Origin of the sequence: Pseudomonas sp. BP11-1-1 (assembly GCF_052112105.1) — a bacterium.
Taxonomy (GTDB): Bacteria; Pseudomonadota; Gammaproteobacteria; order Pseudomonadales; family Pseudomonadaceae; genus Aquipseudomonas; species Aquipseudomonas alvandae.
Map to the genome: position 1 here is coordinate 196,594 of NZ_JAUTYU010000004.1, position 12,427 is coordinate 209,020.

Annotated in this window: 10 protein-coding genes; all 10 read left to right on the forward strand. The window is 63.0% G+C overall.

The window, feature by feature from the left end; all coding sequences use genetic code 11:
* Positions 1-14: 14 nt before the first annotated feature.
* The 10 genes from Q7C33_RS10610 (at position 15) to Q7C33_RS10655 (ending at position 12,425) form a co-directional block, all read left to right on the forward strand.
* On the forward strand, positions 15-1,037 hold the full coding sequence (locus Q7C33_RS10610) for a polysaccharide biosynthesis/export family protein (RefSeq protein WP_030142087.1): 1,023 nt from the start codon (positions 15-17) through the stop codon (positions 1,035-1,037).
* 15 nt (positions 1,038-1,052) lie between these two features.
* Positions 1,053-2,645, forward strand: coding sequence for a GumC family protein (locus tag Q7C33_RS10615; protein WP_217859942.1), 1,593 nt, complete (start codon positions 1,053-1,055; stop codon positions 2,643-2,645).
* A complete protein-coding gene (locus Q7C33_RS10620; RefSeq protein ID WP_030142085.1) occupies positions 2,642-3,745 on the forward strand; it encodes a glycosyltransferase family 4 protein in 1,104 nt (367 codons plus the stop codon). Before Q7C33_RS10615 ends, Q7C33_RS10620 begins: the two co-directional genes overlap by 4 nt.
* Positions 3,742-5,112, forward strand: a complete 1,371-nt coding sequence (locus Q7C33_RS10625; protein ID WP_030142084.1) for an O-antigen ligase family protein — start codon at positions 3,742-3,744, stop codon at positions 5,110-5,112. Before Q7C33_RS10620 ends, Q7C33_RS10625 begins: the two co-directional genes overlap by 4 nt.
* A complete protein-coding gene (locus tag Q7C33_RS10630) occupies positions 5,109-6,068 on the forward strand; it encodes a glycosyltransferase (protein ID WP_217859945.1) in 960 nt (319 codons plus the stop codon). The genes Q7C33_RS10625 and Q7C33_RS10630 overlap by 4 nt, the downstream gene beginning before the upstream one ends.
* Positions 6,061-7,197, forward strand: coding sequence for a glycosyltransferase family 2 protein (locus Q7C33_RS10635; protein ID WP_030142082.1), 1,137 nt, complete (start codon positions 6,061-6,063; stop codon positions 7,195-7,197). Before Q7C33_RS10630 ends, Q7C33_RS10635 begins: the two co-directional genes overlap by 8 nt.
* A gap of 11 nt (positions 7,198-7,208) precedes the next feature.
* Positions 7,209-8,213, forward strand: coding sequence for a polysaccharide deacetylase family protein (locus Q7C33_RS10640; protein WP_030142081.1), 1,005 nt, complete (start codon positions 7,209-7,211; stop codon positions 8,211-8,213).
* Positions 8,210-9,514 carry an oligosaccharide flippase family protein gene (locus Q7C33_RS10645; protein ID WP_198795992.1) on the forward strand — a complete coding sequence of 435 codons (1,305 nt, stop codon included), beginning with the start codon at positions 8,210-8,212 and terminating at the stop codon, positions 9,512-9,514. Before Q7C33_RS10640 ends, Q7C33_RS10645 begins: the two co-directional genes overlap by 4 nt.
* Positions 9,515-9,762: 248 nt before the next feature.
* Positions 9,763-11,739, forward strand: a complete 1,977-nt coding sequence (locus Q7C33_RS10650; protein ID WP_407683463.1) for a hypothetical protein — start codon at positions 9,763-9,765, stop codon at positions 11,737-11,739.
* A complete protein-coding gene (locus tag Q7C33_RS10655; protein WP_323155714.1) occupies positions 11,736-12,425 on the forward strand; it encodes a GNAT family N-acetyltransferase in 690 nt (229 codons plus the stop codon). The genes Q7C33_RS10650 and Q7C33_RS10655 overlap by 4 nt, the downstream gene beginning before the upstream one ends.
* Positions 12,426-12,427: the final 2 nt, after the last annotated feature.

Sequence of the window (12,427 nt, forward strand, 5' to 3'; positions counted from 1 at the left end):
AAAAGGATGACGAGATGAACGCCAGAATGCTTGTCCTGCTGTTGCTGCCGCTTGCCGGTTGCTCCAGCCACAACGAAAACACGACGATGCCGGTGCAGATCCTCACGGCCGCGCCGGCCAATGCCCAGGCCACCGACATGCCCCGGGTCGAACAGACGCTGCGGCCGCAGGACGTGCTGGATGTGATTTTTCACATCGACACGACCTCTTCCCAGGCTTATCGCGTGCAGCCGGGCGACCAGGTTGCCCTGAACTTCACCGCTGCCAGCCAGCTCAACGGCACGCAACAGGTGATGCCCGACGGCACTATCGAACTGCCGGGTGCCAACACCTCGGTGAAAGTCGCCGGCCTGACCACCGACGAGGCGCGCCTGGAAGTGCAGCGTGCCTACAACCAGAAGATGCTGTTCCAACCCAACCGCAACCAATTGAGCGTCCTGGTGACCAGCCCGATGTCCGGTGAGGCGAACTTGCGCAACACCTTGATCCACCCGGCCACGGGCATGAGCCGGGAGATCATCGTGGGCCGGGATGGCTACGCCGCCTTCCCGGAAATCGGTTCCGTGCCGTTGCAAGGCATGACCGTTACCCAGCTGGAGACCTTCCTCAACGAGCGCTACGCCCAGTTGCCAGGCCACATGACCGTCGACGTGCTGCTCAAGTCCACCGCCGGCAACGAGATCTATGTGCTGGGCGAAGTGGCCCAACCCGGTTCCTACCCGATCCGCCGGCCCATCTCGGTCCTCGAGGCGCTGACCCTGGCCCGCGGCACCAACGTCAAGGCCCGGCTCGACTCGGTGGTGATCATGCGCCGCAACGGCAACCAGGTCGAAACCCGTCATTACGACGTGGAAAAAGCCTTGAGCGGCGATGCGTCGCAGATCGCCTACCTGCAACCGGAAGACATGCTCTTCGTACCCAAGACCGGCCTGGCCAAAGCCGGTGAAATGGCCCGGCAACTGGCCGACGTGGTGCTGTTCCAGGGCGTTGGCGTCAGCTTCGGTTATGACCTCGACAACAATAGCAACGGCAACTGACCCGGGTGAATGATCATGAATCCCAAGGAAAACTACCTGCACGAGTTCTTCAGGATCTTCTTCGCCAACAAGCAGTGGGTGAAGCGCGTCTTCCTGATTTTCGCCGTGATCGCCCTGGTGCTGCCGTTGATGCTCAAGCAGAGCTTCGACATAACCGCCCAGGTGATCGTCCAGTCGAAAAAACTCTCCCAAGGCGATGCCACGACTTCGCTGAACCAGGAAAACGCAACGTTCGTTCCGCCATCCCTGGCGGACATGGAAACCGAGAGCAACATCCTGCGCTCGCCAGCGTTGATTCGCGAAACCATCAAGGCCCTGCGCGACCAGGGGGAATACACCCCAAGCCCGGGCGTCCTCAACAAATGGGTGAGCGAACCGTTCAAGCGCTACATCACCCAGCCGCTGCGCGAATACGTCATCAACCCGGTGCGTGACGGCCTGGGGCTTGAAGTCGACCCCGTGCGCGACACGGTGCTCGACACGCTGACCGACGAGGCGATCGAAAACCTGAAGATCGAGACCCTGCCCGGTTCCAACGTGATCTCCATTGTCTACAGCTTCGGTGATCCGGCCCAGGGCACCCGGTTCGTGGGGCAACTGCTGCAAAACTACCTCACCGGCCGCCAGGACTTGCAGTCGATCGAGTTGCCCCAGACGTTCTATGAGCAGAAGAAAGTCCAGTACCAGACGCGCCTTGACGGTTTGGAAGGCAACCGGCTGACGCTGCTCGAGGGCGTTGGTTCTTCCGATCCCAAGGAAGAAATCACGTTCCGCTTGAATGCGATCAACACCGAAGAGCAGGCCCTGAACCTGTACCAGGATCGCCTGCTGCAAAGCCAACGCTGGCTCGATTACCTCAAGACCAGCCTGGCGGCGGCGAACAGCTCGCGGTTCAACGACTACACCTTCCCCTTCACCTTCACCACCACCGTGGACAACATCGCCTTCGAGGACAGGGAAATCAGGCAATTGGGTGAGCAATTGACCAGCCAGGTCAGCCGCTACATGAACGACCTGGCGATTTTCCAGCCCAGCAGCGAACCGATGTTGCTGGCGCGCGAGCAGATCATGCGTACCCGCCAGCAATTCCTGAAAGTGGTGAATAACCGCATCCAGGAACGCACCACCGACCTGGCGGTGGTCAGCTCGGTGATCAATCAGAAAGTCGAACGCATCGCCGCCTTCAAGGATCGCATCCACCAGTTGCAGGAAACCCAGAGCAAACTGCGGCAAATGGACACCGAGATCAACGCGCTCCACGCGGCGTTCTCCACGTATGCCCAACGGTTCGCCGAAGCCAGCTCCGCCCGTTCACTGGACAACGACCTGTCCAACGCCCGGGTCCTGAGCCCGCCGTTCGAACCGACCGCCGCAGCGTTTCCCAAGCCGGTGCTGATCATCGCCTTCGGCCTGTTCAGCGGCCTGCTGCTGGCGATCGCCCTGGTCTATGTGCGTGAGTTCTTCGACCATCGCTTCAAGCACCCTGCGCAAATCAGCCACCAATTGGATCTGCCGGTGCTGCTGGTGATCAACGAGCAATCGCCCGAACAGATCAACCCGCACCGCAACTGGAGCGTGCCCAGCCTTGTCCATTGGGTGAGAAATTGAACGCGCCGTTCGGCCCGTCCCGCCAAGACAGCCCCCTGTCGATCATTCATCTGCTCGACAGCGGGGGCTTCTATGGGGCCGAGCGGATGTTGCTCGATCATTGCCTGGCGACGCCCGGCCAGCATCAAGTGGTGTTCCTGGCGGCGCCGCCGACGTTGATCACGCGGTTCCGCCAGGCCGGGGTCGATTGCTGCCATTGCGCCAATTGGGCCGAGCTCTTGCAGCATTTGCGGCACCGGCGCGACGAGCGACCGCTGATCAATACGCACAACTTCAAGGGCCTGTTGTTCGGCTGGGCCGCGGCCACGATGCTGCGCCTGCCGCTGGTGATCACCCAGCACGGCTTCACGCCACGCAGTCCCAAGCAGCGGTTCTATACGTGGCTGAGCCTGCAACTGTGCCGCACCGCGCCGGTCAAGCGTGTGGTTTGCGTGGCCGAAAGCATCGCCGCGCTGCACCGCCAGGCCAGCGTTAACGCGGACAAGCTCGACGTGATTCCCAACGGTTTGCCAGCCGCCACGACGCCGCTGCCCCATCGCGACGACAGGCAACGCTGGCGGGTCGGCTACGTCGGCCGCTTGAGCAGCGAAAAAGGTCCGGACCTGTTCCTCGACGCGATGATCCCGCTGTGCCAGCGCCATGCGTCCTTGCACGCGGTGATGCTCGGCGATGGCCCGGAACGCCAGCCGTTGCTCAAACGCATCGCCGATGCCGGGCTGCCAACGCGCATCGAGTTGCCCGGCTATCAAACCGACATGGACGACTGGTGGAGCCGCCTCGATGCGCTGGTGATCAGCTCGCGCACCGAAGGCACGCCGATGATCCTGCTCGAAGCCATGCAGGCCGGCGTGCCGGTGGTGGCGTTCGGCGTCGGCGGTATTCCCGATATCCTGCAGGACCGTCACAACGGCCTGCTCGCCACGCCGGCCGACAGCGAGGAGCTGGCACGCCAGATCGAAACGCTGTACAGCGAACCGCCCCTGGCGCGAATCCTCGCCGACAACGCGCGCCGTACCCAAAGCGACCGCTATGACCTGCGCACGCTGGCCGAACGCTGGTCACAACTTTATATCCGCACGGCACGGGAGGCTCGGCCATGATCGTCCCGCTCTCGATCGTCAGTCTGCTGGGGCTGGTGTGCCTGGCATTGCTGGCCAGTCCTTATCCGTTTCTCGCACCGGGTGCGGTGCTTGGGCTCGTGGGCGTTGCCATGCTGTACCGCAAGCCCACTTGGGGTTTGCTGGGCATTGCCGCGCTGCTCCCGTTCGAAGGCCTGTTCAAGGACAACGCGTTTTCCGGCAGCAAATTCTTCGGTGTGGCGCTGATCCTGATCCTGATGCTGCAGTTGGCCTTGCACCAGATTCCTGCGACGCGCTTGCGCAGCAATATCTGGAAGCCGCTGCTCGGCTTCATGGCCCTGTATGGCCTGAGCCTGTTGATCTCGGAAAACATGGACCTGTCCCTGACACAGCTGCGTGAACTCTCGGTAGGGCTGATTCTGTTCGTGATCACGTTGCTGATCGGCCGCGAGCTGAACCTGGATATGTTCGCCCGACTGATGACCGTGAGCGTCGCCACGGCCTGCGTGCTCGCGATGTTTTCAGCCAAATACCAGGATCAGGGCCGCGCCTCGGGTCTGTTGGAGGACCCGAACGCCTTTGCCCTGTTGATTGCGTTTACCGTGCCGCTGGCATTGTGGTTGACCATTCGCAGCCAGAACTTGCTGCAACGCTTGTTCTGGGGTGGCGGTTTCATCCTGTTGTTGGGCGGCATGACCAAGACCGAATCACGCTCAGGCCTGGTCGTGTTGCTGCTCAGCCTGGTGATCGGGTTGTATCACTACAGGGCGCAGCTGCCACGCATACGTCCCCGGCACCTGGGGTTCGCGATGCTCGGCCTGGCGCTGGCTGTTCCGGCGACAATCGCCTTGATGCCGGCTGGCTACGTGGCACGCATCCAGTCATTGAGCATTCTCAGTTCCGGCGCCAACGCCTACCAGGACGGATCCTTGGGACGCCGCGCCTCGTACATCGTGGTGGGCAGCCAGATGATCCGGGAGAAGCCGATACTCGGTTCCGGCCCGGGAACGTTTCCAGAGCACTACGCCCCCACCGGTTACGCGAAGGCGTTCTCGGCCAATCGCAAACGGGGGGATCTGTACCGCCAGGCCCATAACACCTATCTGGAGATCTTCAGCGAAGTCGGCGTGCCGGCCGGCTTGATGTTTGTCGGCATGATTGGGCTGGGCCTCTACAACCTGGTGCGCGCGCGCCAACTCTGGCTCCAGCGTCGGGACTGGGCCCAGGCGGACCTGTTGACGCACCTGGGCATGAGCTTCCTGTCGCTGGCATTGTTCCTGATGTTCCTCAGCGCGCAGAACCACAAGTTGCTGTGGATCATGCTCGCCTTGACCAGTGTGCTGCGCTACCACGCCGAACAGGTCGAGCCGCAGGAGGCCCGTTCATGAGCCGCGTAAGCGTCGTCATCCCGATGTACAACGAGGCCCGCCACATCGGCCGTACGTTGCTGGCCGCGCAGGAAGCGGCTCGCCAGGCGCAACTGGAATGCGAGCTGATCGTGGTCGACAACGGCTCGGACGATCACGGCCCGCGCATCGCCAACGAACTGGGCGCACGTGTGCTGATCGTGCCTGGCGTGCACATCGGCGCCCTGCGCAACCGCGGCGCGGCGGTCGCCAGCGGTGAATGGCTGGCGTTCATCGATGCCGACATGGAAATGCCGGCCGACTGGCTCAAGTTGTTGGTTGAAATGGAAGGCCGCCAAGGTGATGTGCTGGGGCTTGACCTGGACACGCCCGCGCAAGCGCCTTGGTTCGCCCAAGCGTGGCAGCGCCGCAGCCAGCGCCCGGGATCGCGCCCCTTGCGCCGGGTGCAGTGGCTGCCCAGCGCCAACCTGCTGATGCGCCGCACCTGGTTCGACCAGGTCGGCGGTTTCGACGAAACCCTGCGCACCGGTGAAGACAAGGATTTTTCCCTGCGCTTGCGCGAAGCCGGTGCGCAGTTGCTGCTGGTCACTGAAAGCCTGGCCTTGCACTGGGGTTACGAAGGCAGTTGGCGCGAGTGGATGAGCAAGGAACTGTGGCGCCAGGGCAGTCACTGGCAGTTGTTGCGCAGTCACGGGCCGAGCCTGCGCCTGTTGCGTTTTCCTGCGCTGTCGGTGGGCATCTGGGGCCTGGATTTCCTGGCACTGGTCGCCCTGCTCCAAGGCCAGGCGCGCCCGGCCTTGATGCTGTTATTGATCGCCACGTTGCCGGCCTTGTTTCTCAGCCTGCGCCAGAGCCACCGCGCCCCGCGCTTGACGTTGCAATTGTGGGCCTTGCACGAGGTGCGCTTGCACCTGACTGGCGCCGCGTTGCTGCTCAATCTTTTTCAATGGAATGCCAGGAGACCTGCCCGTGGCTGAATTCATTTATTGGTCTTGCCTGTTGCTGCCGGTGTACGCCTACCTCGGCTACCCCGTGCTGTTAACCCTACTGACGCCTTTTTTTCCGGTACGGCGCTACGGCAAACCCTTGCCGATGGATGTCAGTATCGTCATCGCCGCCCACAACGAGGCGCGGCACATCGAAGAAAAGTTGCGCACCTTGCTGGCCCAAGATTATCGGGCGCATTCGCTGCGGATCATTCTCGCCAGCGACGGTTCCACCGACGACACCGTGGCCTGCGCGCGCAGAATCGGCGACTCGCGCATCACCGTGCTCGACCTGCCACGCCAGGGCAAGGCCGCCGCCCTCAATACCGGCGTGGCCCATAGCTATGGCGAGATCCTGGTGTTCACCGACGCGGACAATCAATGGGCCCCGGACACGCTCGGCCACTTGCTGGCGCCGCTGGGCGATCCGGAAGTTGGCGCCTGCGCCGGGCACATGGACATCCCCGTGCCGGGCAAAGGCCTGAGCCTGGGCGACAGCCTTTATCGGCACTATGAAGGCTGGTTGCGCCGGGTGGAAAGCCGCACAGGCTGCATGGTCTCGGCCGACGGCGCGTTATTGGCGCTGCGCCGGGCACTGTTCCAGCCGATACCGGCGCAAGTCAACGATGACTTTTTCCTCAGCACCTGCGCGCCGGCAGCCGGCAAATCGATCGTTTATGCACCGAAGGCCCGGGTGACCGACCAGGGCGTGGACGAAGCCGGCAAGCAGTTTCGTCGTCGCCAGCGGGTCACCGTCGGCGGGTTGCAGAGCCTCGCCCAGCGTCGGGAACTGCTCAACCCGCTGCGTCATGGGCTCTATGCCATCGGGTTGATCAGCCACAAATTGATCCGCCGCCTGGCGCCGGTGCTGCTGCTGCCCTTGTTGTTGAGCAACGCCTGGCTGTGGAACGACCATCCGTTCTATCGCCTGAGCCTGGTGGCGCAGTTGCTCGGCTACGCCATGGCACTGATCGGGTTGCTGGACGCCGGCCACCGTTTGCCCCGGCCCTTTCGCCTGGCGGCGTTCGTGCTGGTGACGCTGGCGGGCATGAGCATCGGGCTCTGGCAGTTCCTGCGAGGCCAGCGCTACAGCCAATGGAATCCCGAGCAGAATCGTTAAGGAGATGGCCGATGTCGATCAAATACGTTTTCAAGCGCACCGGCGGCTGGCTGTACCTGAACACGTCCCTGGGTCGCCATCCGTTGCGTGGCGCCGGCGTCATCCTGATGCTGCACCGGGTGCTGAACAACGACCGCGCCGCCGAACTGCCCCATCGCAACGAGCTGTGCGTGGGGCCCGATGCATTCGAACATTTGCTGATCTGGCTGCAACGGCATTTTGAATGCGTGCCCCTGATGACATTGCTGTTGGCCGACCCTGAAAGCGTTCCAAACCGTCCCCGGGTGGCCCTGACGTTCGACGATGGCTGGCGCGACAATGCCATGAACGCCTTTCCCCTGCTGCGCCAATACCAAGTGCCTGCGAGCATTTTCCTGTCCACCGATTTCGTCGGCAGCCGCCAGCACTTCTGGTGGGAAAGCATCGGCGAAACCCTGTGGGGCAGCCATGGGCAGGTAGCACGGCATTCGCTGATCGAGCATTTGCAGCACGCCGGCCGGCCGTTGCCGGTGCTGCTCGATGATATCGACGACGAGCGCCGCAGCCTGGCGCTACTGCACTATCTGCAAAGCCTCAAGACCCTCGATGCGCGCACCTTGAGCGACCTCACCGAAGCCTGTCCGCACGGTGCCCAACCCCAGGCGCTGGACTGGACCCAGGTGCGCATGCTCGAAGATTCCGGCCTGGTGCGCTTCGGCCCCCATGGCGCCAGCCACGCGATTCTGACGGGCCTGGACGACCAGCGCCTGCACGAGGAACTGACCCGCAGCTGGACCGCCCTGGAGAATGGCTGCGCCCAGCCCTTGCCGGTGTATTGCTACCCCAACGGGGACAACGACGCCCGTGTGCGCGAGCATGTGGCGGCCCACGGTTTTCCGTTCGCGCTGGGCACCCAGGCCGGACTGTATCGCCATGACGGCGACCCGCTGAACCTGCCGCGTTTCGGCGTCAGCCAACGCAACGCCTGCCACCCGGAATTGTTGGCTTGGCGCATTCGTCGAGGAGCCCGCTCATGAACCGCGCACGTTACCTCAAGCTCCTGGTGTTGAGCATGGGCACAAGCCTGGCGATGCTCTGCCTGCGCCTGTTGCGCAACGTCTTGCTGGCACGGATCCTGGGGCCCAGCGAACGCGGGCTGTTGGCGCTGCTCAGCACCCTGCCGGACTTGATCAGCGCCATCACCAGTGGCGGGCTGAATTCCGCCGTGGGTTATCAGGCGGCGCAGCACCGCTCGATGAGCCTGCTGCTCAGCCATGTGTTGGTCTTCGGTTGCCTCCTGGCGGGACTGCTGACGTTGCTGGTGGTGGCGCTGGTACGTGAGTTCGGCGCCGAACTGGACATCGCCGTGCAACTGGGGCTGCTGGCCTGGCTGCTGTTGCTGGCCGTACCGCTGGCGGTACTCAAGAGCGGCCTGCTGACGCTGCACAACGCCTCCGGCGGCGTTGGCGCGTTCAACGCCTTGCGGCTGATGGAATCCCTGGTGCCGCTGTTGCTCTTCGTGGCGCTGTTCTGGATATGGAAAGACACGGCGCTGGAAGCAGCGCTGATCAGCTGGCTGGCGGGCCTGAGCCTGGTGGTGCTGGCAGGTTGGATGTGGTTGCGTCGCGATCATTCGATCACCCTGCGCTGGGACCGCACCGGCCAGAACGAACTGTTGCATTACGGTGTCCGCAGTCACCCGGATATCCTGTTCCAGCAATTGATGATGCGCTCGGACTACCTGTTCATCGGCGCACTGCTGGGCAGCACGGCGCTGGGACACTACGCCATGGCCAGCGCCGCCGCGGAACTGCTGCATATCGTCCCGGAAGCGGTCACCACGCCGCTGATGAAAAGGCTCCTGCAGCAAGACACCGATATGAAGCGCCTGACCCCGTTGGCCTTGCGCCTGACCGCCACGGCCATGCTGGGCGCCTGCCTGGGCATGGCACTGGTCGGCGAATGGCTGATCATCACCCTGTTCGGCATCGCCTATCAACCGGCGTACCCGGCCCTGCTGGCGCTGCTGCCAGGGGTATTCGGGTTGTGCTACGCGAGCATCCTGCGCCTGGACCTGCTAGGCAAGAACCGCCCCGGCGCTGTTTCGCTGATGATGGGCGGGGGGGCGCTGTTGAACCTGGCGCTGAACGTGATCCTGATCCCGCGCTACGGCATCGTCGGCGCTGCCGCCGCTTCTTCAATTGCCTACCTGGGCGTGACCCTGCCGATGCTCGCCATGTATTGCCGCCTCAGCGGCGTGTCGCCGTGGCAGACGCTGATTATCCTGCCCAGCGATCTGCTGCCGATGCGTCAGATGCTGTTGGGAAAATCTGCGTGAATACCTTGTCCAGCAAAATCGCCATCGCGAGCAAGCTCGCTCCCACAGGGTCCGGTGGCGGACATGGCATCTGCATCCACCGAAGATCTACTGTGGGAGCGAGCCTGCTCGCGAAAGCGGTGGGTCAGTTTGCGGTGATGTTGAAGGTGACGGCCTCTTCGCGAGCAGGCTCGCTCCCACAAGGGTCCGGTGTTGGACATGGCATCCGCATTCACCGCAGGTCCACTGTGGGAGCGAGCTTGCTCGCGATGGGGCCAGTGCGGCGCTTGCTCAAAATGGGCGGCTGTCTGTGTTTCCTGTTTTTGGCAACCTCGGCCCAAGGCGCGTCCATGCAATGGACCGGCATCCGTGACGGCAGCCTGTATCTGCAAACCGACCGCCCGGACACCGTCACCGTCCGCTGGGTGCCCGCCTGGCAAGCCGAGGCCAATGCCGAACATCTGTATCTGCTCGACGGCCATGGGCGATTGGCGGGTGAGCGCCTGGTCAAGGCGGATCAGACCCGTGGCGAGCAGCAATGGCCGCTGCTGCCGAGCGCCACCAGTTACCGACTGGAAATTCCCGGCTACAGTTTCCGGCGCTATAGCGTCGAACACGACGCGCGCATCCGTGCGTTGTTCGCCCCGGCCAAGGTGCATTTCAGTGCTGAAGCCCACGATGGCGACGAGCTGTATTTCAAAGTGGCAGCGGGCGAACAGGCGGTGCTGGCGGGCAAGTTCCACGGCGGCGTACGTGCGTTGCAAGCCCGGCGGGTTGCGGACGGCAAGCAGCTGCAACTGAATCTCAAGCCACAGCGGGCCTATTGGCAATTCGATCAGGTGGCCCTCCCGGTGGCGGACGCGGACCAAATCTGGCGCGTGCACCTGCAAGGCAACGGCAAGGTCGCGTTCTGGTTGGACGGCACCGTCAACCTGTTCGCCCAAGACCCGGCGCACTTGCAACCGGTGCGCCAGGATCCGGGGCAGACCCACCTGGCGCTGCACGACGAGGCGCTCGGCACGACCCCCAAATTGGGCATATATATGCCCTATGAATTACTGCCGCCCTCCAGCTACGCGGTGCTCGATGCGCTCAAACCCCAGGCGGCAACCCTCTACAGCTTCGTCGACGTCATGGCGGCCAAGGTCAATCACGAAGATGCTTTCCGACGCTTGTACCGGGGGCGGTTCGGCATCAGCCAAGACATTACCCTGTTGGCCGCCAGTCAGCGCCGGGCGGATCTGCAGGCCGACCGGACCAGTCTCAGCGGCTTGCAAGCCTGGCTCATGTCGACCCGAGCCTCGGACGACAAGGGCGTCCACTACCTCAGTTTTGCCGACGAGCCAAACCTGAACTACCCGGACTTCGCCAGTTTCCAGCAAGTGTTCCAAAGCATGGCTGCCCAGGTCCGCGCCGATCCCGCCAACGCACGCGCCGGTGTCCGCATCGCCATACCCGCCAGCTCCCGGTTCACCAATGGCCCCTTTACCGACAATGCAGCTGACAAGCGCGGGATCGACTGGGCACGGCGCCTGCTCGCGACGTCCGACGATCAGATCGACGCCCTGGCCTGGCATGAATGGATGATCCGCGACCTGCTGGCAACCCGGGTCTATCGCGACAGCGTCCGCCAAGCCGCCAACCTGGTGGGACTGGACAGCCAGGGCCGGCCCCGCAAGGCTTTGCTATTGGACCAGACCAACATGTCCAGCGGCTCGAGCCTGAGCCCTTACGACCAAGAGACCCACTACGCCGCCTTATGGTGGACCTCGGTGGCGATCAACGCCTCCGCGGATGGATGGCTCGACATGCTCAACTGGTTCATGCTCGCCGACGAACCTGAATACCCCAAGGGCATGGTGCGGGTGCTGGATAACAAGCGCTTCGAGCTCAAGCCCGTAGGCCTGGCCCAGCAGTTCATCCAGCAGCACTGGCTCGACCAGGTGCTGCGCCTGGACAACGACGCGTTTGAAGTCGACGTACTGGCCATGGCCACCGGCAAGCAACGCAACCTGCTGGGCGTGAACAAAAGCACGCGAGCCCATCAGGTCAGCCTCGACGGCACGGCCTGCCCCCAGCCAGGCATGACCCTGCTGTATTTCGGCCCGAACAACCGCAGCCAAAGCGTTCCGTTTGATTGCAAGGCCGGCCAGGTCGGGTTTCTCCTGCCAGGGGAAACCGTGTTCGCCCTCGGTTGGACAGCTCCGCTTTCACCCCAACCCGCCACCCGTCAGGAGGCACCATGAACGCTCTGCAAACATTGCGTGATCACATCCAGAAAAAAGGTCTGCGCGCCGTCCTAAAACAGCTAGGCAGACGCTACGTATTTTCCCATACCCGACTGGTGTGGCTGGAGCACGATATACGCACCCCGCTCCCCCCACACAACCTCAAGCCCTACCCACCAATGCGCCTGGAATTCATCACAATCGCCAACGCCGACGCATTTGCCCGGCACTTCGGCGACCGCGTCGAAACCATGCGCGAGTTGGCGGCAGAAGGCTATACAGGCTTGATGTACCTGGATGATCAGGGCGATACCGTGGGCTTCGCCTGGGCCAGTACCCGGGACTATTTCGACCGTCATTTCTATCGCTGCAACTTTCCGATCAAGCCGGGCGAGTACTTCCAGTTCGGTGGCGAGGCGATTCGTCGATACTGGGGAACCAGTATCTCGGCGGACATGCAATTGGAAGTGTGGAAAGTCATGGCGGACCAGGGGTGCCACACCATGGTCGATGTCTGCGATTTGCAAAACGTCCAGGCGATCAAGATGCATATCCGTATGGGCTTCCAGGAGCGCGGCAAGATCACCCACGTGTATCGCCTGTTCGGTCATTGGAGGTTCTTTCGCGACACGCTTTACCGCGGTTCTGTGCTGGACGGCTTTCGTAAACCGGCCCAGCCGGTTACCTCGACAGCAGCGGCCTGACT

Bases quoted from the DNA above. Each gene is read 5' to 3' on its own strand.
- Q7C33_RS10610 (WP_030142087.1), top strand. From the start codon at position 15: ATGAACGCCAGAATGCTTGTCCTGCTGTTGCTGCCGCTTGCCGGTTGC.
- Q7C33_RS10615 (WP_217859942.1), top strand. From the start codon at position 1,053: ATGAATCCCAAGGAAAACTACCTGCACGAGTTCTTCAGGATCTTCTTC.
- Q7C33_RS10625 (WP_030142084.1), top strand. From the start codon at position 3,742: ATGATCGTCCCGCTCTCGATCGTCAGTCTGCTGGGGCTGGTGTGCCTG.
- Q7C33_RS10630 (WP_217859945.1), top strand. From the start codon at position 5,109: ATGAGCCGCGTAAGCGTCGTCATCCCGATGTACAACGAGGCCCGCCAC.
- Q7C33_RS10640 (WP_030142081.1), top strand. From the start codon at position 7,209: ATGTCGATCAAATACGTTTTCAAGCGCACCGGCGGCTGGCTGTACCTG.
- Q7C33_RS10645 (WP_198795992.1), top strand. From the start codon at position 8,210: ATGAACCGCGCACGTTACCTCAAGCTCCTGGTGTTGAGCATGGGCACA.
- Q7C33_RS10650 (WP_407683463.1), top strand. From the start codon at position 9,763: ATGGGGCCAGTGCGGCGCTTGCTCAAAATGGGCGGCTGTCTGTGTTTC.
- Q7C33_RS10655 (WP_323155714.1), top strand. From the start codon at position 11,736: ATGAACGCTCTGCAAACATTGCGTGATCACATCCAGAAAAAAGGTCTG.